Here is a 23,843-nt window from a genome sequence, read left to right on the forward strand (position 1 = left end):
ATCTACATAGGGTGTTGAAAAGTAAACTTTTGAGGTGATCAACCATGATGACGAAGAATCAAACCAATGAACGTGAACAATTAGAAATGTTAACGATTGATCAATTAGTTCCCAACGATCATTTAGTGCGAAAACTAGAGGCTGCTATTGATTTTTCATTTATCTATCCTTTAGTAGAACATCTCTATTCACCTAATGGGCGTCCAAGTATTGATCCTGTCGTTCTCTTCAAAATGACGTTTATTCAATATGTTTTTGGCATTCGCTCCATGCGTCAAACCATCAAAGAAATTGAAACGAATATGGCGTATCGCTGGTTTTTAGGATTTGGCTTCCATACAGAAGTCCCGCATTTCTCTACCTTCGGTAAAAATTATGCCCGTCGCTTTCAAGACACTGATATATTTGAACAGATATTCTATCGTATTTTAAAAGAGATTATGCATCAAGGACTCCTCCATGCAGACCATTTATTTATCGATTCTACGCATGTGAAAGCGAGTGCGAATAAACGGAAGTATGATAAAAAGGTCGTGCGAAAAGAAACACGGGCTTATGAAGAAAAACTTCAATTAGAGTTAAATATGGATCGTGAAGAACACGGAAAAAAGCCCTTTCCCCCGGAGAAATTTGAAAAGGAAGAATGGAAAGAAATAAAGGAAAGCACGACAGATCCTGAAAGTGGCTATTACGTGAAGGATGAACGTACGAAACAGTTTGCGTATTCTTTCCATGCAGCCACAGACGAAAAAGGCTTTGTCTTAGGTGCCATTGTGACTCCGGGAAATGTGCACGATAGCCATGTATTACAGCCACTTGTTGAAAGGGTCATTCAAAACGTTCAAAAACCAATCGCTGTTGCGGCAGATGCAGCCTATAAAACACCAGCGATTACGAACTTTTTGTTAGAGAATCAAATGTTGCCTGTTCTTCCGTATACACGTCCTAAAACGAAAGATGGATTCTTCCGAAAGCACGAGTATACATATGACGAGCACTATAATTGTTATCTTTGCCCACAAGGGCAGATATTGAAGTATGCGACAACGACGAAGGAAGGATATCGCCAATATAAATCGAATCCTTTGATTTGTGCGAAGTGTCCAAGCCTTTCCCAATGTACAGAAAGTAAGCATCATCAAAAACTCATTCAACGCCATATTTGGGAGTCGTATGTGGAGGAAGCTGAACATTTACGCCATTCCTATGACATCAAACAAATTTATGCAAAGCGCAAAGAAACGATTGAGCGTGTCTTTGCCGATGCAAAAGAAAAGCATGGTATGCGATGGACAACCTTAAGAGGTCTAAAAAAATTGTCCATGCAGGCGATGCTTACTTTTGCTGCCATGAATTTGAAGAAACTGGCTACTTGGACGTGGCAAGTAGCTTAAGAGAGCAACTAAGCTCGAAGAGTATGTTGAATTTGGTAGTATATTACCAAATGTTAAAAATAAAATAGGAAGAAAAATGACAAAAACCATCGAGAGTGAACTTCTCGATGGGCTTTTGTCTACAGTCTCAAGGCAGTTCTCCGCATGTGAGAACTGCCTTTTTAATACTAAAACTTCAATAATACAACATTACCAGCAGGGTCTTCTGTTTGGAATCCACCAGCAATTTCTATGACTGGTGCACCCATTACACGAAGGTTTCCTTTCATAGTGGCTGCTTGTTCTTCGTTATCTAGTCGCAAGGAGAATGTTTTCAAACCCACTTGATTTTGGCCAAGCTTTGAAGCATTTTCTGAGTGCCACGTGTTTAAACCGATATGATGATGATAACGACCTGTTGAAATGAATAGTGCTTGGGAACCATAGCGTGTGACAATCTCAAAACCTAAGCCTTTAGTATAAAAATGCTCAGCTTCTGCTAAGTTGGAGACAGATAAATGAATATGACCCATCACTGTACCAGCAGGAAGTCCATTCCAGTTTCCATCTCCTTCTTCTAAAATAGAACGGATATTGAGTGGTTCTGTCACCATATGCACGTAATCATTATGCCATGTCCATTCGCTTTCATCACGATCCACATACACCTCAATACCGTTATGATCAGGATCATTTAAATAGAGTGCTTCACTGACAGCGTGATCAGAAGCCCCAAGGTGTACACCTTTGTCGTGAAAATGAGTAATGACATTGGCTAGGTCACGGCGAGTTGGCAATAATAAGGCGAAGTGATAAAGCCCTGTCGTCATGCTTCGCTTTTCTTCCACTGCTTCAGGCTGAACAATGGTTAAAAGAGCAGTTTCTCCATCGGTAGTCAACGTAGCTTTATGTGATTCTTGCTGTAAAATTTTAAAGCCTATTATTTCTTGATAAAAGGTTAAAGAGCGTTGGAGATCGCTTACTTTTATTTCAACATTCGTTACATATGTGTTAGGTTTTTCATGGAAATGCATATAGGATACCTCCAAATAGTTATCTTTTTTTATTAAGTTACTTTATGTAAGTTAGTTTATTTTAAAAACAAAGGAAAGTCAAGTATTTCTGTTGTTCTACAAAAAAAGAAAATCACTAAGCCTTGCAAAATGCTTAGTGATTTTCTTGAGCTATTATTTGTCTGCTTTGTAGTCGCCTTCGTATCCAGCGGTAAAAATAGCTGTTAAGAAAGCAACTGTTACACCAATGATTAATAATAATTTCATGGAAGTACCCTCCTCATGTTCTAAAGACATCTCTTTTTAGTATAGCCTATCTATTATAAAAATGAAACGACATAGCGGAATAAAATATGTCAGAAATGGTTCAAACATATCGATATCGGGAAAACTATAAATGAGGTGATCATTATGGAAAAAAAAGTGCCAAACATTGAAAATGGTTCAATGGCTAGAGATATGAAAGAATTAAAAGATTTGGGGAAACAGATGGAGCATTTACGAGATGGTCTTGAACTGGCAGAGGATGAACGTATTGCTGACCCTATACAATTGGAGGAGGATACGGAAATCGAGAAAAAGTAAGGTTTAAAACAGCTGCTTTATTTTTCTTAAATCCAATTTTTTGTATAATGGTACTAGGAAAAGAAAGGGGTTGTGCTTCTTGCATTTACAATCAACGAAAACATTATCAAATGGTGTAGAAATGCCTTGCTTTGGTTTAGGTGTTTATAAAATGACCGAACGTGAAGAAACATTACAGGCTATTGATAAAGCACTTAAATTTGGTTATCGAGCTATTGATACAGCATCGTTATATGGCAATGAGGTAGAGGTAGGAGAAGCGATTCGTCATTCAGGCATTCAACGTGAAGATATATTTGTTACGACAAAAGTGTGGAATAATGACCAAGGATATGATGCCACATTACGCGCTTTTGAGGTTTCATTAAAGAAATTAAATATAGATTACCTAGATTTATATTTAACCCATTGGGCTGTCCCAGAAACTTTTGAAGAAACCTATCGAGCAATTGAACGTCTATACGATGAAAAATTAATTCGAGCGACAGGTGTATCGAATCACCATGAGCATCATTTAGAAAAAATACTGGCAAAGGCAAATACGGCTCCGATGGTCAATCAAGTGGAGTTACATCCTTATTTACAGCAAATCCCATTACGCGCATTTTGCAGTGAACATCAAATTGCTGTTACTGCATGGTCACCGCTAGGGCGCGGAGGCGTACTTACTGACCCTACAATAGTGGAAATAGGGCAAGAAATCGGAAAGACGGCTGCTCAAGTAGTGTTACGTTGGCATTTACAAAACAATACATTGGTTATTCCTAAATCAGTGACACCAAGTCGAATCGAGGAAAACGCACAGATTTTTGACTTTGAATTAACACAAGCCCAGATGGAGAAAATGGCTACATTAAATCGAAATCAACGATTTGGGCAAGATCCTGATCATTTCAAATTTGATTTTTAGGAAATAAGTAAATCCCGCTCTCAAATAGAGGGCGGGATTTCATGTTGTTGAAAAAAGGTAATGTCAACGGCATAATAAGCAATTTTGTAAGGCGAGGGGTTGATTTCCGTTCCGCCAGCGTCCTTTCCAGGGGGCGTCTGATGAGCCGCTTCACTCACTGCGTTCGCTCCAGGGTCTCCTCTGTGACGCTATGAGCTGCACCCAAAATATTGGACTTAAAAATCTACTATAGGGGGTGCAGGTAGTGATTTCTGATGAACAAAAATTAGCCGCAGTTCTAGCTTACTTTGAAGAAAAAGAAAGTACGTATCAGATTGCCAATCGATTACAGAGGGATCGACAGTACATTCGATTATGGATTGAATTATATCGCTATCATGGCATCGAAGGAATTATTCGTCCTCAAGGGTTCACGAATTACGAAGATTCTTTTAAAATAAAAGTAATTCAACACCTGATAGAGACGGGCGATTCGCTCCTTCAGACTGCTGCGAAGTTTAATATTCCTTCCCGTGAAACCGTTCGGAGATGGAAAAAACAATGGATGTCAACGGCTGGTGAGGTGCTCTATCAAGTAGAAAAGGAGCGCCAATCAATGCCAAAAAAACAACCACCTTCGTCCGATTTAAATGGAAAAACAACGGATGAGTTAAAAGCCGAAATTGAGTATTTACGGATGGAAAATGCCTATTTAAAAAAGTTGAAAGCCTTAGTTCAAGAAAAGGATGCCTTCAAATCCAAGAAAAAGTAAGAGCTGTCTATGAGCTAAGGTTGGATTTTCCTCTTCAAGCTCTATTAAAAGTCGCGAAACTTAAGAAAAGTACGTATTATTATCATCTCCAAAAATGGGTAAAACCAGATAAATATCAGGCGATCAAAGAACGAATTCAGACGCTTTTTCATTACCATAAGGGGCGTTATGGCTATCGTCGTATTTGTTTAGCCCTCCGAAATGAAGGGTTTTTCATCAACCATAAAACGGTCCAACGATTGATGCAAGAATTGGGCTTAAAAGGGACGGTACGCCCTAAAAAATACCGTTCGTATAAAGGGACAGTCGGCTATGTCGCAGAGAATGTCATCCAACGTGATTTTGAAGCCACTGCACCCAATCAGAAATGGGTAACCGATGTAACGGAGTTTAAAATAAACGGTCAAAAAATCTATATATCCGCTGTATTAGATTTATTCAATCGAGAAATCGTTGGGTATGAGGTATCAAAATCACCTAATTTTGAGTTAGTTCAACAGTCTTTTAAGAAGGCGTTTACGTATACAAAGTTATCGAAAAAGAGTGGCTTAATCGTCCATTCTGATCAAGGATGGTTATATCAAATACCACGTTTTAAAGCGTTATTGGCAACACATGAAATCAAGCAAAGTATGTCACGGAAAGGAAATTGTTTAGATAATGCCGTGATAGAAAGCTTTTTTGGCATTATGAAATCAGAATTTCTATACGCAACAACGTTTAAGAACTACGAAGCATTCAAAAAAGCGTTAGTAGACTATATCCACTACTACAATCATGAACGGATAAAAATAAAACTCAACGGAAAAAGTCCAGTTGAGTTTCGAAGAGTTTCTTAAAAGTTCAAATTTTTGGGGTCAGTTCACTAAATCCCCTAGGAGTGACGCTGGCTCCACTCCAATCAACCATTCTGCAAAAGTGTCTTTTCCTGAACAAAATAGCCCATTATTTATAGTATAAGAGAGGGATAGCCTCTTACTTTCAATGTGGAGAAGTGATGTGTGCCAACACCCCACCATAAAAGAGTAGTGAATACCTTCACTTTTTTGCTAAAAAGTGAACATTTTTATTTTATGGATTGGAGTGGAAGGCTACTTGACTCCCGTGGGAATAGCGAGATAGGCGAGCCCCTGCACGGAGGAAGCGGCTCGGCGCTCGCCCACAGGAAAGCAAGTAGCCTGCAACGGAAATCCTTTTTCACCTTTCACATAAATTCTATGGATGGTTTTGTTTTTCAACACTATGAAATCCCGCTCTCAAATAGAGGGCGGGATTTTTTTACTTACTGCTCGTCCTTGACGGTAATTCGTTTATTTAAAAATGGATGTTCAAATTCTAATTGAATCGCATGGAGCTCGTAGTCATCATTTGCTGTTTCTCGTGCGCCATACATTGTATCACCAATAATTGGATGGCCGATATAGGCTAAATGAACACGAATTTGATGCGTTCGTCCAGTTTCAAGAATGAGGTGGACAACACAGGAGTTTTTGTAGCGGGCCACCACTTCATAGTGAGTTACGGCATGCTGTCCCGTGTTGGATACAACCCGTCTTGTCGCATGATGGCGGTCCTTTCCAATTGGTTCAGCAATCGTTCCTGATGATGTACGTAAATTACCCTGTACCTCTGCGGCGTACGTACGAATAATGGATTTTTCTTCAATCATTCGATCAAAAATAGACTTTGCTAATGGGTGTTTTGCTACAAGTAATAAACCTTGTGTCCCTTTATCAAGACGATGAACATGCTCGGCGTATACACCACCTTGTTCTTTAATATGTGCCATAACATGGTTCATACAAGTATGTGTATCACGAGCATCATTCGGATGTGTTGCCATGCCCTTTGGCTTGGAGACGATTAAACAATGTTCATCTTCATAGACTACATCAATAGCACAAACAGGTGTTGGTTTGTAGTTAGATGTCGGAATAGGAAATGTAAATTTTATAATTGTCCCTGCCTGTAAAGGTGTATTCCATTGAATCAGCTCATCATTTGTCAAAGTGATTGCTTTAGCCATACGTAATTCATGGACTAGCTTTTTGCCAAGTCGCCATTGATTGCGTAACAGCTCTTCAACATGTAAGTTATCTTCAGTTATTTCATAATGAAACATAGATCTTCCTCCGTAGAAAAGACCGCATTCCATTGGTAGAACACGGTCTCTCGATTATTTTGCAGCTTTTGAAGCTTTTATTAAATAGAAGCTTGCCCCTGCGATTAAAATAAATGCAGTTAATGCTAAAAACGGAATAGTAATAAAGCCTAGCCAGTTAATATATTGTCCTGTGCAAGAAACCGCGCCGCAGGAAGGGGCATTGTCAGCTAAAAAACTTAGCTTTTGAATTCCGTAATGGTAAAGTGATATACAGCCTCCAATCACAGAAAACACAGCTGTTGTGACAGCGATACGAGCATTTTTTTGGATCAATGCTACTGTCGTCATAATGACGATTGGGTACATAAAAATACGTTGAATCCAACACAATTTACAAGGTTCATAGTGACGAATTTCAGAAAAGTATAATGAACCTAGTGTCGCTACAGCAGACACTATCCATATAAATAATAAGCCATTTTCCTCTTTTTTAGACATATCCATTCTTCCCTTCATAAAACCATGTACTTGTTCGATTATAGTTGTTCTAGTTTTATATGTAAATCAACTTACACAAAATAAGGTATGTTATGAATTTCAGTCTAAAGTATGAACGACTCAAGCAGACGTCTCCAATCCCTTAATGGTATCATTAACAGTAGTAATGCTAAAGAAGAGGTGTTTTCGTGAGGGAGAATGAGCATTCCAATATTAGTATTTTAAAGGAAATTGCTGAACTATTAAATGAAGAAACTGAAATTGTCACAATGCTAAAAGGTGCACTCATCAAATTTTTAAATGGCACTAAATTTGAAACAGGCTGGATTTTTTTTATTGATGCAAAGGGACGCTCAGAGCTTGTTGTCCATGAAAATCTACCAGAGGCATTGGAATTTAATAATTGTCATTATTTAAACAAAGGTGGCTGTTGGTGCGTCTCACGTTATCGCAATGAAGAGCTAAAAAAAGCCTCCAATATAATTGAGTGTCAACGAATTGAAAGTGCCATTGCAGCAAATGTTGGCGATCATGAAGGAATTACACATCATGCCACGGTACCCCTTCAATCTGGACAAGAACGTTTTGGTGTATTAAATGTTGCATCCAAGGACACGGTACGCTTTTCAGAGGAGGATCTAGCTTTATTAGAATCCGTTGCATTTCAGATGGGTTCAGCTATTAAGCGAATTTTACTGACAAAGCAGGAGCAAGAAATGGCACTTGTGAAGGAGCGTAACCGTCTAGCACGTGACCTACATGATTCCGTTAATCAACTACTATTTTCTGTTACGTTGACAGCGAGAGCTGGTATTGAGATGACGGATGATTGTGATGTGAAAGAAACATTTAAAGAGATCCAGCATTTAACACAAGATGCTCTAACAGAAATGCGTGCGCTGATTTGGCAATTGCGACCGAAGGGATTAGAAAATGGTTTACTTGAAGCCATTAAAGTATACGCTGAAATGCTTGGCTTAAAGCTACATGTTATGGTTTCTGGTGTACTGCAATTCCCCTCTCGTATTGAAGAAACATTATTTCGTGTAGCACAAGAGGCGCTCAATAATGTGCGTCGTCATGCAGGGGTGCTAGAAGCAGCCTTGTATATTACGGTTACATCAACAGATATTTTATTGGTGATTCGAGATGAGGGACGAGGCTTTGTCATCGACAATAATACAAAGCTGCTTTCAATGGGCTTACAATCTATCAAGGATCGTGCAAAATCAGTTGGAGGCACTGCTGACTGGGTAAGTGAAATTGGCAAAGGTACGGAGCTGCTCATCCGCTTGCCATATTAAGGGGGAGAGAACATGATACGTGTATTAATTGCAGACGATCATCATGTGGTGCGTCGAGGACTATTGTTTTTTTTAAAGACACAAAAGGATATTGAGGTTGTGGGAGAGGCGAAAAATGGGCATGAAGCTGTATCATTAGCAGAAAGCATTCAACCAGATATTATCTTAATGGATTTAGTGATGCCTGAGATGGACGGCATTCAGGCAACAAAACGCATCAAAGCAAAATTTCCAAAAATAGAAATTCTAATGCTGACTAGTTTTTCGGATCGAGATCATGTAGTTCCAGCAATGGAGGCAGGAGCAGCAGGCTATCAGTTAAAAGATATTGAGCCAGATGAATTGGTCTTATCCATTCGTCGTATTATGCGTGGCGAAAATACATTGCATCCAGAAGCAACGACAACGCTTGAAATGGATCGTCAAGAGTCACAAAATGCACCACATTTATTAAATCCACTAACACCTCGTGAACAAGATGTGCTTGCAGAGCTGACAAAAGGAAAGAGTAATCGAGAAATTGCATCCTCACTTTTTGTCACAGAAAAAACAGTGAAAACGCATATTTCCAATATCTTTACAAAGCTACAAGTGCAAGACCGTACACAAGCAGCACTATATGCGGTGAAGCATGGTTTAACAGAGGGTAGCGGTATTTAAACATGTTTCAAAATACGTACAAAAATATAAGGCGAGCTACTACAAAACAAAGTAGTACTCGCCGTTTTTACATTATTTATATTGAACAAATAATTTTTGGGAGATCTCTAATAAGGTAGCACTTGGTGTCAGTGCTAAATCTTCCTGAAGCTTTTGTTTATATGTTTGAAAAATTTTATAAGCTTGTTCGTGAAGCCCTGCCTGAGTCAACGTGTATAAATAATGTTCAAGCTTTTGTTCATTGTAAGGGTCATACTCAAATAAAGCATGTAGAAATTCAAGAGCCTTCTCAGTATCAGAAAGAAACGTTGTTTGAAACCCCTTCTCTAATAACTCTATGTATGATTTCGTTAATCTATCTTTAGCGGCAGTTGACCACTCATAATCATCGAATACAAAGAGGCCATTTTTATAAATAGAAAGACATTGATTAATCAAAGATATGGAGGGAAACTCCAAGCGTGAAAAATCTTCATGAAGTTTTTGAAAATCATATAGATCACACACAATAGTTGGTTTCTCAAAGATATAGTATTTATTTGAAAAGACGATACAGTTTTCATAGCCGATCATATTCAAAGTCTTTCTTAAATAAGAAAGAGCGGTATGGAGATTAGATTTAGCTCGTACATAGTCTAAATCTGGCCATAGAATTTCAATTAAGTAATCCCGATGAATCGGTATGTTTGGGTGCAAAATAAAGTAAGCAAATAATTCCTTCGTCTTTTCTGTTTTAAAAGCGACTAAGCTATTATTGCTATAGACTGCGAATTGATCAAAGCATTGTACGTTTAACACAGTTTGCGTAGCTTGCTGAAGCATTTGCTGGATAGAATATTCATGCTCAATGCGAGCTACCGTTTTTTCTAAACGAGCAGGACTGATAGGCTTTAATAAATAGTCCAGACCACCAATCTCATAGGCTTGTAACGCAAATTCATGATAGGAGGTAATAAAAATTACGCTCACTTGTGGACGTTCCGTTTTGATAATATCAGCTACTTCAAGTCCAGATAATTCTTGGAGTTTTACCTCTAAAAAGATAACCTCAAACTCTAAATTAGGCAGCTCATTCAGAAAAACTTCGACACTTGTAAAGGTTTGAATAACCTGTATTTGTTGAAAGGCATGTAGTTTATTTTGAAAATAGTGTAAAGCTAAAGGTTCATTGTCTATTAAAACGGCTCGAATCATATCAAACTCTCCTTTTTACAATTAAATTGATAACGATTAAACTCTAGTTCATTTTTGGTGAAAGGCTTCCTATATAGAGTGAAGGGCAAGAAAAGTGAACATCACGTAACTTTTCTATTAAAAATTTGATACTAGAAAAAAGCAATCAATGTTGTAGGATTTTCACAGGCGAGAGTCAAAGAATCCTGTAGTATATTGTCACACACCACGTCAAATCCCTTCATAGAAAGTATTCGCCGTTCATTATATAGAAGATAAAAGTTTTTTATGTTGTGTAAGAGAATTGAAATAATTGTTTAGGCGTTTATTATTAAACTATTCTTATAAAAAAATGAAATAGCATCGTATTGGGAAATAAAAGCTGGACATGTAGCCAAAGCATTGTATTTTCTTATATTGTAAAAATAGTATAATCATTGTAATAATTAATCAGGCGTTATTATAGTACATTTGTCTTAAATAAAACTCAAAAAGTACTTAAAAAATACTTAAAAAGATAGGTTGTTAGTAATTGAAACGAAAAGTTATATAGGAATTATGGGATATGGATGGAGGAGGATTTCGCTATGAAATTAGAACGTCTGCTAACAATGACGATGATTTTAATCAATCGAAAAAAAGTTAAGGCACAAGAACTAGCGGAGCTATTTAATGTATCCGTTCGGACGATTTATCGAGATATTGAAACACTTAGCTGTGCAGGTATCCCTGTTATTAGTCAACAAGGTGTGAATGGTGGCATTCATTTAATGGAGGGTTACCGTGTTGATAAACAAGTGTTGACGAAGGATGAGCTTATTTCACTTTCTACAGCTATTAAAAGTGCCTTGACTACCTATGAGGATTCGCACGCTGAAGCAGTTCTTGAAAAATTAACATGTATTGCTGATGACCAGGTCAAACAATCTATGGATCACCTTTTTGTAGATTTTAGTCCTTGGGGGCCGAACGTTCTTTTTAAAGAGCATATGACGACATTAAAGAATGCAATAGAGAGCATGCATTGTGTAAGCTTATACTATTCTACTACGCATGGTGAACAAACAAGTCGGATAGTTGAACCTCATACAATTGTTCAGAAAGGAAAGACCTGGTATTTATATGCCTATTGCACATTAAGAAAGGACTTTCGTTTATTTAAACTTGCGAGAATCAAGAATTTATTGCAAGAGGAGACTATCTTTGAGCGTAAGGAAGTGAATTTAAGTGAGCTGCCATGGGGGAAAAAATGGCATCAACCACAAAACGTCGTCAATTTAGTTATTTTTTTTGATAAAGCCATCACAACATTGGTGGAGGAATCTTTTGGAGCAGAGTATATAGATCATGAGCAGTCTATCATTAATATTGCCATACCAGAGGATGAATGGCTTTATGGCTTCTTGCTTAGCTTTGGTCATCGTATAAAAATCATAGAACCGCTATATATAAGAGATATTATCCAAAAACGCGCACAAGAAATTGTCCTTTTATATAAAAATCAAGACAATTGATGACATACAGCTGTCAGGTTTCCTTTGCTATAGTAAGAACAAATAAAGCGAAAGGTGGAATGACGATGCAAAGCTATTGTCAAAGCTGTGGTATGCCATTAGTAGATGAGGCATTATTAGGTAGTGAAAAAGAAGGGCACAAAAGTCAGGAGTATTGTACATATTGTTATGAGGGAGGAGAGTTTAAACAACCTCAATTAACAGTGAAAGAAATGATCGAAATATGCGTACCACATCTTCAGGAAGATGGTATGCCTGAAAATGAGGCACGTCATATGCTGACATCCTTTTTACCAAGTTTAAAACGATGGAGAAAAGATGAATGGAAAGAGCCAAAAATGGTGGAATTGGAGTCCTTTCAAATCATAGGAATTTCAGCTCAAACAAGTAATGCAAATGAAATGACAGCACAAGCTAAAATCCCACAATTATGGGATCACTTTTACCAACAAAATATTTCAGGCCAAATAGCTGAACGTAAAAATAACAATATTTATGGTTTGTATTCAGACTATGAGACGGATGTGAATGGAGATTACGCCGTTACACTAGGTGTAGAAGTGTCAAGCAATGATGATGAAACACCAGCTGGTTTAGTCGTTAAAACGATGCCAACAGCTAAATATTTAGTTTTTACATCTGAGAAAGGAAGCTTGCCAGAGGTTGTTATCCAAGCTTGGCAAGAGATTTGGACATGGTTTGCAAATGCTACAGTTGAACGAACATATACAGGGGATTTTGAATTGTATGATGAACGATGCGCTAATCCACAAGAAGCACAGGTAGATATTTATATCGCCATTAAATAAAAACAAGTCTCCTACCAATTAATTGGTAGGAGACTTGTCGTCGTTTTGTGGAGGAATCAATTCTACATGGGGCTCGATATGCACAAGAACCTGACAAAAACGATTTTCGCGCATAATGGTATGCTCAATTTCTTCAGTAATGCGGTGACTTTCAAAAACATTTAAATAAGGGTCAACGGTAACCGTTATGTCGATGAAGTACATATTTCCATGTGCACGCCCTTTAAAGTCCAAGAGCTCGATTACACCATCCACATTACGGATTAAGACCGATAATGTCTCCACTTCATCAATATCAAATGCATCTGTCAGACTTTGAACAGCTTCCCAGAAGATTTCTACTGCTGTTTTAATAATTAAAAAGGCAACAATGAGGGCTGTCAGAGAATCGATGATCGGAAAGCCAAAAATAGCTCCAAAAATACCGATGGCTGTGCCGATACTGACAAGGGCATCCGAGCGATTATCAAATGCTGCTGCCTTAACAGCGGCACTTTTAATTTTTTTAGATAGTGCCAAATTATAGCGATAAACGACATACATGACAACGGCACTACCGATTGCTACATAAGCAGTTAACAGGGAAGGTGTTGTACCAGTTGGCTGCCATAAATTTTGTAAAGAATTAATAAGTACTTGGAGACCGACTACAAGCATAATGAATGATGCAACTAAAGAGGCAACCGTTTCAGCACGTAAATGTCCGTATTGGTGGTTAGAATCAGGCGGTCTTTGAGCAATGCGTAATCCAATCAGTACGGCGATGGAGGCGATGATATCCGTGGTATTGTTTAAACCATCTGCTTTTAATGCTTCTGATGTACCAATGTAGCCAATAGTAAGTTTGGCAGAGCTTAGGATTAGATATGTACCAATGGATAGCCAAGCACCTTTTTCCCCTTGCCGTAAATTTGTATAGAGCTCCATTTTGTTTCCCCCTCGCAAAACTTTCGGACATTAGAAAACGACTCCCTCTTAAAAAGGGAGTCGTTCGATCTATTTATTACGGTATTTGCTCCCATCTATAAGATGTGAAGGAAAGACCATATTTATAGCTCGGATTATACAAGCGTGATTTCAATAATACCATGACAAGTACAACGAGGCAATTCAATTTCAGTCCATGACTGCGTCAAATTCATTTGATAAATCACTTTCAGGTAATTTCAGAACTTCTAAGTATAAAATATGGTGCCCATCTAATTCTTTTGCGATAAATTCAAAACCTTGCTCCTGAATACTGTCTCCTTCGACTGCATCAAAACGCTTCGTCATGAACCAACCGCCGATCGTATCAATATCATCATCTTCTATGTCAGTACCTAGTATATCATTTACATTTTCAAGAAGCATCTTAGCATTTAAAATAAAATGATTTTCTGCAATTTCCTGTACTTCTGGGATTTCATCTTCATCGAATTCGTCTTGAATATCGCCGACAATTTCCTCAATAATATCTTCAATCGTCACTAGACCAGATGTTCCGCCATATTCATCCATTAAAATGGCCATATGAATACGTTCACGTTGAATTTTTAGTAACAAATCGTTAATTTGCGTTGTTTCCATCACTCGAATAATCGGTTGCATATAGTCCATAACAGGCTTATCACCATTTTTGGAGTCTTTAATGTAAGCGGTTAACAAATGCTTCATGTTGACTAAGCCGATAATATGGTCTTTATCTCCATCAAGAATTGGATAACGAGTATACTGCTCGACACCCATTAAATCGAACACTTCTTTAATTGTTAGCTCTTTTTCAATGCCGACAATTTCAGTCCGAGGAACCATAATTTCTTTTGCAAGACGATCTGAGAACTCAAAAATACTGTTAACATATTCATATTCTGAGTTATTAATTTCTCCACCTTTTAAACTATCCGATAAAATCATTCGCAGCTCTTCCTCTGTATGGGCTACTTCTGATTCTGACATCATTTTTAAGCCGAAAAGACCAGTTAAACCACGGGCAGATCCGTTTAATAACTTAATGATTGGATACGTAATATTGTGGAATAAAATTAATGGGCCAGATAAGTTTAATGTGACAAATTCTGCTTTTTGGATGGCTAATGTTTTTGGCGCCAACTCCCCAATAACAACATGCATAAACGTTACGATTGAGAATGCAAGTATGAATGAAAGGATAGATGTAATACTACCATTCAAATTTAGAAATTCAAACACTGGGTGCAAAATGATTTCGAATGTAGGTTCACCTAACCAACCTAAACCAAGTGCAGTGATGGTAATACCTAACTGACACGCAGATAAATACTCATCTAAATCTGAAACAACTCGTTTTGCATTTTTCGCTTTCTTATGCCCTTCTGCGAGCAATTGATCAATGCGGGTAGATCTCACTTTTACGATTGCAAATTCAGTTGCAACGAAAAATCCTGTCATTATAATTAGTAGGGCGAATGCCGCCAACCTAATGGTTATCTCCAATATGTCTCCGTCCAAATAATTCCTTTGTTCCCGCCCGAATGAGGGAAGTAAACAAAGTGTACACCTCCTATGATTTAAAAAATTGTTGGATGTCTCAATAATAAATTATTTAAAAGAAAAACACAAATATTGACAACGATTTTTTCGCTAGTTTTTCCAGTACCTTTTTGAAAAAAGTAACTAGATTCAAATACCAAAAGATTGTAATTGCCATAGCTATATGCTAACTTTAAAAAGAGCAAAGATAGTTTGTTTAGGGAAAGAAGCATTTTGCATCTCATATATTACGACACGTCAAAAAATCTCAAGAGTGCTTTAGCTTGCGGATTTTTTTAAATGAATTATTTTTTATAGCTAAAAGGGGAGTCTCGATTATTTGAGACTCCCCTTTTCTATGCAAAAAAAATGTTGCCATTTTTTACTCGGTTATTCTTGTTGGAACCGTAATTTTAAACATGCCTTTTCAACATCATGAATGGTTTCCTTACTAGGTATTACGCCTGTGAAGGGAGCAATAGATACAGGTGCTTTTTCTGTAATGCCCTGCTGTGTTAATACATAATTTTTTCCATTATACGTTAAATAGAACATTTTACTTGATTTCTTCCCGAAAGAGCTAGTAGAAGAATCAAAAAAGCCCTTTAATTGACTGCAATATTCATTGTAGAAGTCGCTTTTATAGCCAGAAAGTTCTTCGAATTTTTTACTATTCATAGTACCCGCTTCATCGGTTAGTTCGAATATTTTGGTTGAAAATTCTGAAAAAAATTCTTTTACTTTTGTACGAATTAATGCTTTTGAATTATAGCTGTTTAAGTCATCCGAAAGTGTGACTTTACTCATTGAAATGGCCCCCTGCATAAAAAACATTTACTATTAAGCTGATACCATAAATGTATAAGAAAAATATACAAATTTCAACATGAATCAACATAATTAGCTTAAAGGACGTGCTATTAGTTAGTAAATATAGGTAGTTTTATGCGGAATTATTACGAAAAAATGACTACTTTTTTAGTCGTATACGTGGAACAGCATGAGTTCATGTATCATTTTTTTAACATCCTCTTCGTTTGGTGGAATTGGTCCTATCCATTGAATTGTCCCATCCTTTATATATTCAGCCTGATATCGTTGTCGTTGATAAAAAAATGAAATAGCCCACCCAGGAATTTGGGAATTGTCAAATAATGGTTTAAAACTGAAATGCTGAATCATCATCTAAACCTCGTTTCTATTGTATGTAGTTCATATTATTCAAGGATAATGGTAATTTTGCAACTATTCGCTTTTAGGATAGAAGTTAATAGCATAAGATTGGAAATTCTAAAGAGGATATTTCTTTCGTAGAAAATCATTGCTCTGCTATAATGAGTGCAGAAGGCGACAAAATACGCCAATCGTGAATACAATTGAAATGAGAGGATACTAATGGATAATTTTATCGTGACATTACTTTTTATGGCAATTATTGGGGCGGCAATTGGTGGCGTAACAAATCATCTGGCCATTAAAATGCTTTTTCGTCCACATAAAGCAATATATATTAAAAACTGGCGATTACCGTTTACGCCAGGTCTTATTCCAAAACGACGTGATGAATTAGCAAAACAGCTAGGTCTCACAGTAGTAAATTACTTATTAACGCCTGAAACATTTAGAAAGAAATTTTTCTCAAAAGATATTCAGGACAAAGTAGAACAATTTGTGCAAGCAAAGGTTGAAGAGACAGTCTTTACAAACGATAAAACCATTCAGGATTGGCTAAACTTAGCAGGATTTTCGCAACTGTCAGCTACCATTGAGCAGAAGGTTGAAGCGATAGTTGAGGGACAATTTTCGGCAGTAAAGAATACACTATCAACAAAATCAATTCGTTCTCTGCTATCTGATGATATTCAAAATACGATTGATGCTAAAATTCCTGTAGCGGTTCATCATATTTTAGAAAAAGGTGAGGATTACTTTTTATCACCAGAAGGCGAAATGACAATCAAGGCAATGATTGATGATTTTTTATCATCAAAAGGCTCTCTTGGTGGCATGATCAATATGTTTTTAGGTGATTCCTCCTCACTTGTTGGTAAAGTTCAACGTGAGCTTGTGAAGTTTTTACAAGCGCCAGGAACGTCAACATTACTAACAAAAATATTTACACAGGAATTGGAAAAATTAAAAGATCGACCAGCAATGGACTTTTTACAAGATGTTCAATTTGAACCTATTTTATCGAAATTACAAGTGTACGTGAAAGAGCAATTAGCAATCGCTGAACGTTTAAATCACCCGATTTCTTATTATTGGCCTGAAGGAAATGAGTGGGCGAAGTATACGGTGATTCCACAAGCTATAGAAAAAGCTTTTGTGAAAGCTGAGGAAAAACTTGAGGATGTACTAAAACGTTTAAACTTACAAGAGGTTGTTAGAGAACAGGTAGACTCTTTCCCAGTAGAAAAATTAGAGGAGCTTGTATTAGGTATTTCAAAACGTGAGTTTAAAATGATTACCGTATTAGGTGCAGTTCTTGGTGGATTGATTGGGATTGTGCAAGGTTTAATTGTTTACTTTATTTAAAAGGAGAATGTATGAATGATTAATATTTATAATGACATTAATGCGTTAGAGGCAACTTTTCGGAAGATTCCTGAGTTTGAAGCTTTAAAAGCTGCAGTTGAAGTTGTAAAGAATGATGAAGAGGCATTAAATGTCTTTAAAAACTTCCGTAAAATCCAAATTGATTTACAGAAAAAACAATTAGCAGGTGAGGATATACTGGAAGATGAGCTTGTCTATGCACAAAAAGCAGCACAGCTTGCACAGCAAAATGAAAAAATCTCAACGATGCTTGAGTCAGAAATGAAGTTAAGTAAAGTAATCGAAGAAGTGAATCGCATTTTAATAAAACCTATTCAAGGTTTATACGAAGGAATTCAATAAATAAAAATGTGATAAATTGCAATTTAAAAAGGAATAATTGTCCTCGGAATTGCACATATAACAAGTAAGAAGAAAACGTGTATCCGCAAGTGGTCGGTACACGTTTTTACTTTATGTATAAGTCAGGGAGTATCGGAGGTTATGATTATGCATGTCATCATTGAATGGACTTATAAAACACCAAAAGGAGCAACAACTGTTTTACGTTCAGCTGAAATGCCTGCTGCTCAAGCATTATTACTAGCAGAGGATATGGAAAGAACGGGAAGAGTAAAATCGTTACATTGCATAGATCGGCAAGATACCAATTGGTCACTGAAAGAGCTAAAAGCCTATTTAAAGGAAATAGAGACGGAGCCGCATAATATTACTGTCTATTTTGATGGTGGGTTTGACCTTGGGACAAGGCAGGCAGGGTTAGGATGTGCCATTTATTATGAACAAAATGGTAAACCTTTCCGATTAAGAAAAAATGCCTTTTCGTCTGAACTAAAATCAAACAATGAAGCAGAGTATGCGGCACTTTATTTAGGCTTAGTGGAGCTAGAATTGTTAAATGTTCACCATTTGCCTGTGAAAATTATAGGAGATTCGCAAGTAGTCATCAATCAGTTAAATGGGGAATGGCCTGCTTTAGAAAAGGAGTTAGCAAGCTGGGCAGATAAAATCGATGCCAAGCTAGAGCAGTTTAACATTCAACCAGAATATCAGCTGGTCTCCCGTAAAGACAATGCTGAAGCGGATCGTCTTGCTACACAAGCGTTAAATGGTATAAATATTACGGGCTTGAGAGAGATTGTAAAAGACTAACGAAGAAGAGGAGGCAGTAGTGACTGTTACCTCTTCATAGTGTTGAAAAACAAAACCATCCATAGAATTTTTGCAAAAGGTGAACATGGATTTCCGTTGCAGGCTACTTGATTTCCTGTGGGTGAGCGGGAGTCAAGTAGCCTTCCACTTCAATCCATAAAAATGTTTCTTGTTAGCAAAGGTTTTGAAATAAAGAGAAGGTATTCACTACTCTTTCTGGAGGGGGTGTCACTTATCGCTTCTCCACATTGACAATAAGAGACTATCCTTTCTCTACTCATAAAAAATAATGAGTTATTTTCACTACGGCTCGTATGAAAGATAAGGAAAAGACACTTTTGTACATGGTTGATTGGAGTGAACGCAGTGAGTGAAGCTTGCTCATCGAATGCCCCCTGGAAAGAACAATGGCAGAACGGACATCAACCATCGCCTTTCAAAATGGCTGTTTCTGCTGATGACATCACCTTTTTTCATAAATTTCTCTGCTTATGATGAAACTTTTCCCATTTTAAAACTACTACTCCTTTGAACCCAAACAATAAGGAGAGATTTTTATGAACATGAAAAAGTTAGCACCAGTGGCAATGACTGCATTATTATTTGGAAGTGCCATAGTGCCAGTAGCTTCAGCAAATGAGCAGCATGCTACAGAAGCAGAAGTACCACAAATTCAAATAGATCCAGTACACATTTTCAATAATACGCGTGGTACTGTGGAAGATGTTCGTGTTGGAGAAAACATTACATACTACACTGTAAAAGACGGCGAGCAAATAAATGTATTAGAAATGACGAAAGATACTCTTGTGTTTGACAATACAGGTAAGAAAGTGGATCTTCAAAAAGGAGATAAAGTAATCGCTTATACATTTGCCAACAAGCCTCAAAAATATATTTATCCACCACAATTCAATCCTGAGGTTGTCATTGTAGAATCAGAAGAAGTTGGCTTTGTTGAAGTTGATTATTTCTTTGAGGATTTAACGAATACGTATGATATGTTAAAACTAAATATCGGTAATGAAACAGAGCTATTAAACGCAAAAAGTGAAAAAGTAGAGGCTAAAGATTTAACAGAGAAGCACCTAGTTGTTTTCTATACAGCCTCTACTAAAAGTATTCCAGCACAAACAACACCATCTAAAGTGATTGTACTGGATGATTATCCCGCAACTACGACGAATCCAGTAAATGAAGAAATTGATAAAATTATCACATCAGACTCTTACGAAGTAGCTGGTACAAAAATGGTGCCATTACGTATAATTGCTGAAAAGCTTGGCTTCAAAGTGGACTCAACTGGTAAAGGGGCTATTCTTACAAAGGGAAATATGTCTTACACATTGACGCGTGGAGAAACAACATTTGGCTATAATAAAGCATTACGCACACTAAAAGTAGCACCAACACTGAAAGACACAAAAACCTATGTACCGGTTGAATTTGTTGAAGAATATTTAAAATAAAAGATTAAAGATGATATCAATAGCTGAAAAAGTCTTTTTGACCAAGGCAAAAGGTTGATTTTCGCTCCGCCAACGTCCTTTCCATGGACGTCCGACTCTGGGAGGATAGCGAGACGGCGAAACTGATTTTGTTCGGCGTAAAAGCAGCAAGTAAGTGGCCTAAAACGAAAAGCCTTTTTCGAAAGTTTATTGTTTGTTTTTTAACACTAGGAGAGTATGCCGAAAGTTTTTGGCATACTCTTTTCATTTGTGGTCATTATGCTATTGCTATGGGATAGTAGTTTTTCAAGGAAGCATAGGTAGGATACCTTTTTGCAAATTGTTGAAGACATTGCTTAAAAGACACTGTATTCATAAAATTTTTGGCTAATGTCATTTCATCTGAATACAGTAAAAATTGCTGGGAGTGTTGTTGAATAAATTCTCTTGCTTTTTCATAGTGCTCATTGATAGAGATGGCACCATAAATGTCTTGTTGGTTGATTATATAGATAAAATCACAAAGAACATGATGTGTGCCATATCTAAATAAAACCGTTACATATAATGTTTTTTCATCACAACGTTCTAAGTCAAACTGATGAAATGTTATTTCTATTTGATGTATAAAGCGAGAAATGTCTATTCGGTTGCTATTTTTTAAAATAAACACTATCAACACCACCTTTTTAAAAATTATAATGATAAAGAAATAGTTTGTCTATTTGAAAATTGAATATTCTGTTATTTTAGGATTGTAATTGTTACTTTGCTTAAAGACATAGAAATTTGTTAAACTTAAATCTGCACTATATCTGGAATAAGAAAAGAAGAGAGCGAAATAAGATGAAAATTATTCACATAGATCAAAAATATCCTGAGGATTGGATAAGGGTATTAAATCATATAGCGAATTTATTTTTTGAGGACTCCAAGCTGAAGGTAGAACCAGAGGGAGCAGATATGTCTGCATCATTTGATTATCAGACTGGGGACGATTTTTCCATTTCTACAAAAGCCGTATTGACTGTAGATGGGCAGCAATATACAAATGAATATAGCATTCAATATGAATCAGCAGCGACTGATCGTGAGCTAAATATTCGTATGAAACGTGCATTATCACATGTATTTTTAAATGTGCTTGAGCAGCATACGGGGATGCATCAGCAATGGGGGATTTTAACAGGTGTGCGCCCAACAAAGCTTTATCATAAATTTAGAAAAGAAGGGAAAAGTGAACAAGAGATTGCTGATCTTTTGATTCGAGATTTCCGTTTATCAGAGGACAAGGTGGCACTATTAAAGGAAATTGTGGAACGACAATTAGTAACCATTCCTGATATAGATGAGATTGGGCAAGAGATTAGTGTTTATATCGGCATTCCATTCTGTCCGACGAAGTGCGCGTATTGTACTTTCCCAGCCTATGCGATTGGTAGTAACCGTAAGCAAGGTCGTGTGGCAACCTTTTTAGATGGCTTGCATATTGAGTTGCGCGAAATGGGCAAATGGTTAAAGGACAATAATATGAAAATCACCTCTATCTATTGGGGAGGCGGCACACCAACTTCAATTGAGGCAGATGAAATGGACGCCTTATATCAAACAATGTATGAGTCTTTCCCAAATCCCGAAACAATTCGAGAGGTGACTGTTGAAGCCGGCAGACCAGATACAATCACACCTGAAAAATTAGAGGTACTAAAAAAATGGGGCATTGATCGTATTAGCGTTAACCCGCAATCATATACAGATGAAACATTAAAAGCAATTGGTCGTCATCATACGGTTCAGGAAACCATTGATAAGTTTTGGCTTGCACGAGAATCAGGTATGAACAATATTAATATGGATCTCATTATTGGATTACCGAATGAAGGGGTAGACGAGTTCCAGCATTCTTTAGAAGAATCTGCTAAGATGCAGCCAGAATCATTAACGGTTCATACGCTATCATTTAAACGAGCGTCAGAGATGACACGTAATAAGGATAAATACAAAGTAGCGGATCGCGATACAGTGGCCGAAATGATGGAAATGGCACAGGTTTGGACTAAAGAAAATGACTATGTTCCATATTATTTATACCGTCAAAAAAATATTTTAGGTAATTTAGAAAATGTCGGCTATAGTAAGGCTGGTGAAGAAAGTATCTACAATATTGTGATTATGGAAGAGGTGCAGACAATCTTAGGGATTGGCTGTGGAGCATCCTCTAAATTTGTTCATCCTGAGACAGGAAGAATTACGCAATTCCATAATCCGAAAGATCCAGCAGCCTATATTATGACCTTTGAAGAGGCTATTGGGAAAAAAATAGAGTTTTTAGATGAATTATATAAAGCATAAAGGTAAAGGCAATCTGCGTTGTTCAGGTTGCCTTCATTATTTGTAGCGTTCGCAATGTACAGGCCATTTTTAAAATAACGGCATCCTCGAAATATTGTGGGTCGTAGCCTGTCATTTCTCTTATTTTATTTAATCGGTAGGTAAGCGTATGACGATGAATAGCCAGTTGTTGTGCACAAAGCTTTAATTGTAAATTACAGTCAAAAAATGATTGTAATGTTTCCAACTGTTTAGCATCCATATTTTTCAGTATACGATGATGAAATGCTTGTACTTCTTCTGATTCTCGAGGCTTAAAAAGAGAAAATAACTCGACATCTTCAAAAAAGGTTAATTCATTCTGGACTGTTGCAAATTCTAGCGCTGTTCTTGCGCCTTGGTAGCTATAGGGAAGCTGTGATAGATGTTGCACAACAGGACCAATACCTATTTGAAGGGAAGGCAGCTTCTGTTTCTGTTTGCGTAGCGCTTTGATAATGGGACGACAACTCTGTTCTTCACAATTTGTCAGCAGAATATAGTATTCTTGCAATTGGCTATGGCCGGCAAGAATAGGCTGTTTATAAAATAAATCCTCAAAAAAGAGGGGAATTGAATTTTCTACGTAAGATGTCTCATTAAAGCTCACTAAAATCACTTGAAAGGGAGCTTTTAGAGCAAAGGGTAATTTTTGAATTCGTTCATTTAAGGCTGCATCTAACTTACTACCATGAACAAGTGCTTCAAATATATAATCATTATTTTTTCGTTGCCATTCACTTTTAGATTCAACAATGGCTTGGTGTGTCATAATTTCTGTTGTGAGTTGTACAAGATTGGCAATTTCAAACATATCCTCAGACTCTCCTGTGATGCCAATAACCCCTACTACTTCATCCTGATACATGATTGGCATATTAATGCCTGGTTTTGTGTTCGGATACTGCTCGATATTTTCTTCGTTAATAATTAATGTCTCTTTTGTTTGTGTCACATGAAGGGCACCTTCATGAATATTTTCCACCCTCATTTTATCGCCAGAGGCTAAAATCACGCCACTTGGGCTAATGACGTTAATATTGTGGCGCAAACGTAGCATCGTTTGATGTACGATTTCTTCTGCTAATTTTTTCGTCAACATGTTTATACACCTCGCATAAAAAACAGCC

24 protein-coding genes are annotated in these 23,843 nt (G+C 37.1%); 14 read left to right on the plus strand and 10 right to left on the minus strand.

Annotated features, from left to right (window positions below; genetic code table 11):
* Positions 1 to 44: 44 nt before the first annotated feature.
* The gene (locus MHI34_RS11175) at positions 45 to 1,394 is read left to right on the plus strand and encodes an IS1182-like element ISBsp5 family transposase (RefSeq protein WP_340811474.1); all 1,350 of its coding nucleotides are present in this window, start codon (positions 45 to 47) and stop codon (positions 1,392 to 1,394) included.
* A 167-nt stretch (positions 1,395 to 1,561) separates the two neighbouring features.
* Here MHI34_RS11175 and MHI34_RS11180 read toward each other — a convergent pair whose 3' ends face one another.
* The gene (locus MHI34_RS11180) at positions 1,562 to 2,407 is read right to left on the minus strand and encodes a VOC family protein (RefSeq protein WP_342504436.1); all 846 of its coding nucleotides are present in this window, start codon (positions 2,405 to 2,407) and stop codon (positions 1,562 to 1,564) included.
* Positions 2,408 to 2,797: 390 nt separating this feature from the next.
* On the opposite strand from MHI34_RS11180, the gene MHI34_RS11185 reads away from it, so the two are divergent.
* From MHI34_RS11185 to MHI34_RS11200, 4 genes are all read left to right on the plus strand, one after another.
* The gene (locus tag MHI34_RS11185) at positions 2,798 to 2,971 is read left to right on the plus strand and encodes a hypothetical protein (RefSeq protein WP_170829926.1); all 174 of its coding nucleotides are present in this window, start codon (positions 2,798 to 2,800) and stop codon (positions 2,969 to 2,971) included.
* Positions 2,972 to 3,050: 79 nt separating this feature from the next.
* The gene (locus tag MHI34_RS11190; RefSeq protein ID WP_342504437.1) at positions 3,051 to 3,881 is read left to right on the plus strand and encodes an aldo/keto reductase; all 831 of its coding nucleotides are present in this window, start codon (positions 3,051 to 3,053) and stop codon (positions 3,879 to 3,881) included.
* Between the two features lie 244 nt (positions 3,882 to 4,125).
* Positions 4,126 to 4,632 carry a helix-turn-helix domain-containing protein gene (locus MHI34_RS11195; protein ID WP_180957783.1) on the plus strand — a complete coding sequence of 169 codons (507 nt, stop codon included), beginning with the start codon at positions 4,126 to 4,128 and terminating at the stop codon, positions 4,630 to 4,632.
* A complete protein-coding gene (locus MHI34_RS11200) occupies positions 4,617 to 5,471 on the plus strand; it encodes an IS3 family transposase (RefSeq protein WP_145991300.1) in 855 nt (284 codons plus the stop codon). The genes MHI34_RS11195 and MHI34_RS11200 overlap by 16 nt, the downstream gene beginning before the upstream one ends.
* Positions 5,472 to 5,914: 443 nt before the next feature.
* Here the strand turns inward: MHI34_RS11200 and MHI34_RS11205 are convergent, their stop codons facing one another.
* Together MHI34_RS11205 and MHI34_RS11210 are read right to left on the minus strand one after the other, a co-directional pair.
* Positions 5,915 to 6,754: an RluA family pseudouridine synthase gene (locus MHI34_RS11205; RefSeq protein ID WP_036118609.1), complete on the minus strand. Its 840-nt coding sequence runs from the start codon at positions 6,752 to 6,754 to the stop codon at positions 5,915 to 5,917.
* Between the two features lie 54 nt (positions 6,755 to 6,808).
* Positions 6,809 to 7,234: a disulfide oxidoreductase gene (locus MHI34_RS11210; RefSeq protein WP_036118605.1), complete on the minus strand. Its 426-nt coding sequence runs from the start codon at positions 7,232 to 7,234 to the stop codon at positions 6,809 to 6,811.
* Between the two features lie 188 nt (positions 7,235 to 7,422).
* On the opposite strand from MHI34_RS11210, the gene MHI34_RS11215 reads away from it, so the two are divergent.
* Both MHI34_RS11215 and MHI34_RS11220 read left to right on the plus strand, forming a co-directional pair.
* Complete coding sequence (locus tag MHI34_RS11215; protein WP_036118602.1) at positions 7,423 to 8,538, plus strand: GAF domain-containing sensor histidine kinase; 1,116 nt, start codon at positions 7,423 to 7,425, stop codon at positions 8,536 to 8,538.
* A gap of 12 nt (positions 8,539 to 8,550) precedes the next feature.
* Entirely contained in the window at positions 8,551 to 9,198 is a 648-nt protein-coding gene (locus MHI34_RS11220; protein WP_342504438.1) for a response regulator transcription factor, read from the plus strand.
* Between the two features lie 72 nt (positions 9,199 to 9,270).
* Here MHI34_RS11220 and MHI34_RS11225 read toward each other — a convergent pair whose 3' ends face one another.
* Entirely contained in the window at positions 9,271 to 10,392 is a 1,122-nt protein-coding gene (locus tag MHI34_RS11225; protein ID WP_036118596.1) for a response regulator, read from the minus strand.
* Positions 10,393 to 10,958: 566 nt separating this feature from the next.
* On the opposite strand from MHI34_RS11225, the gene MHI34_RS11230 reads away from it, so the two are divergent.
* Both MHI34_RS11230 and MHI34_RS11235 read left to right on the plus strand, forming a co-directional pair.
* Positions 10,959 to 11,885 carry a YafY family protein gene (locus MHI34_RS11230; protein WP_342504439.1) on the plus strand — a complete coding sequence of 309 codons (927 nt, stop codon included), beginning with the start codon at positions 10,959 to 10,961 and terminating at the stop codon, positions 11,883 to 11,885.
* 65 nt (positions 11,886 to 11,950) lie between these two features.
* The gene (locus tag MHI34_RS11235) at positions 11,951 to 12,694 is read left to right on the plus strand and encodes an effector binding domain-containing protein (protein ID WP_051891583.1); all 744 of its coding nucleotides are present in this window, start codon (positions 11,951 to 11,953) and stop codon (positions 12,692 to 12,694) included.
* Between the two features lie 18 nt (positions 12,695 to 12,712).
* Here MHI34_RS11235 and MHI34_RS11240 read toward each other — a convergent pair whose 3' ends face one another.
* The 4 genes from MHI34_RS11240 to MHI34_RS11255 all read right to left on the minus strand — a co-directional run bounded on the left by MHI34_RS11240 (position 12,713) and on the right by MHI34_RS11255 (position 16,366).
* Positions 12,713 to 13,621 (minus strand): cation diffusion facilitator family transporter, encoded by a 909-nt coding sequence (locus tag MHI34_RS11240; protein ID WP_036118586.1) that lies wholly within the window; start codon positions 13,619 to 13,621, stop codon positions 12,713 to 12,715.
* 189 nt (positions 13,622 to 13,810) lie between these two features.
* A complete protein-coding gene (locus MHI34_RS11245; RefSeq protein ID WP_170829877.1) occupies positions 13,811 to 15,130 on the minus strand; it encodes a hemolysin family protein in 1,320 nt (439 codons plus the stop codon).
* A 444-nt stretch (positions 15,131 to 15,574) separates the two neighbouring features.
* Positions 15,575 to 15,991 (minus strand): hypothetical protein, encoded by a 417-nt coding sequence (locus MHI34_RS11250; protein WP_036118581.1) that lies wholly within the window; start codon positions 15,989 to 15,991, stop codon positions 15,575 to 15,577.
* Positions 15,992 to 16,162: 171 nt separating this feature from the next.
* Positions 16,163 to 16,366: a YheE family protein gene (locus tag MHI34_RS11255; protein WP_342504465.1), complete on the minus strand. Its 204-nt coding sequence runs from the start codon at positions 16,364 to 16,366 to the stop codon at positions 16,163 to 16,165.
* 213 nt (positions 16,367 to 16,579) lie between these two features.
* On the opposite strand from MHI34_RS11255, the gene MHI34_RS11260 reads away from it, so the two are divergent.
* The 4 genes from MHI34_RS11260 (at position 16,580) to MHI34_RS11275 (ending at position 20,364) form a co-directional block, all read left to right on the plus strand.
* A complete protein-coding gene (locus MHI34_RS11260) occupies positions 16,580 to 17,722 on the plus strand; it encodes a DUF445 family protein (protein WP_101966584.1) in 1,143 nt (380 codons plus the stop codon).
* A gap of 15 nt (positions 17,723 to 17,737) precedes the next feature.
* On the plus strand, positions 17,738 to 18,085 hold the full coding sequence (locus MHI34_RS11265; RefSeq protein ID WP_036118573.1) for a YlbF family regulator: 348 nt from the start codon (positions 17,738 to 17,740) through the stop codon (positions 18,083 to 18,085).
* A 147-nt stretch (positions 18,086 to 18,232) separates the two neighbouring features.
* Positions 18,233 to 18,895 carry a ribonuclease H family protein gene (locus MHI34_RS11270; protein ID WP_058843244.1) on the plus strand — a complete coding sequence of 221 codons (663 nt, stop codon included), beginning with the start codon at positions 18,233 to 18,235 and terminating at the stop codon, positions 18,893 to 18,895.
* Positions 18,896 to 19,452: 557 nt separating this feature from the next.
* Positions 19,453 to 20,364, plus strand: a complete 912-nt coding sequence (locus tag MHI34_RS11275; RefSeq protein WP_249645961.1) for a copper amine oxidase N-terminal domain-containing protein — start codon at positions 19,453 to 19,455, stop codon at positions 20,362 to 20,364.
* Between the two features lie 256 nt (positions 20,365 to 20,620).
* Here MHI34_RS11275 and MHI34_RS11280 read toward each other — a convergent pair whose 3' ends face one another.
* Entirely contained in the window at positions 20,621 to 21,016 is a 396-nt protein-coding gene (locus tag MHI34_RS11280; protein ID WP_036118100.1) for a hypothetical protein, read from the minus strand.
* Between the two features lie 173 nt (positions 21,017 to 21,189).
* Between MHI34_RS11280 and MHI34_RS11285 the strand changes: the two genes are divergently transcribed.
* Entirely contained in the window at positions 21,190 to 22,695 is a 1,506-nt protein-coding gene (locus MHI34_RS11285) for a coproporphyrinogen III oxidase (protein WP_058843246.1), read from the plus strand.
* 22 nt (positions 22,696 to 22,717) lie between these two features.
* On the opposite strand, the gene MHI34_RS11290 is transcribed toward MHI34_RS11285, so the two are convergent.
* Entirely contained in the window at positions 22,718 to 23,815 is a 1,098-nt protein-coding gene (locus MHI34_RS11290; protein WP_036118094.1) for a sugar diacid recognition domain-containing protein, read from the minus strand.
* Between the last annotated feature and the right edge of the window lie 28 nt (positions 23,816 to 23,843).

This window comes from Lysinibacillus sp. FSL L8-0126 (genome assembly GCF_038630385.1).
GTDB classification, from domain to species: Bacteria; Bacillota; Bacilli; order Bacillales_A; family Planococcaceae; genus Lysinibacillus; species Lysinibacillus fusiformis_D.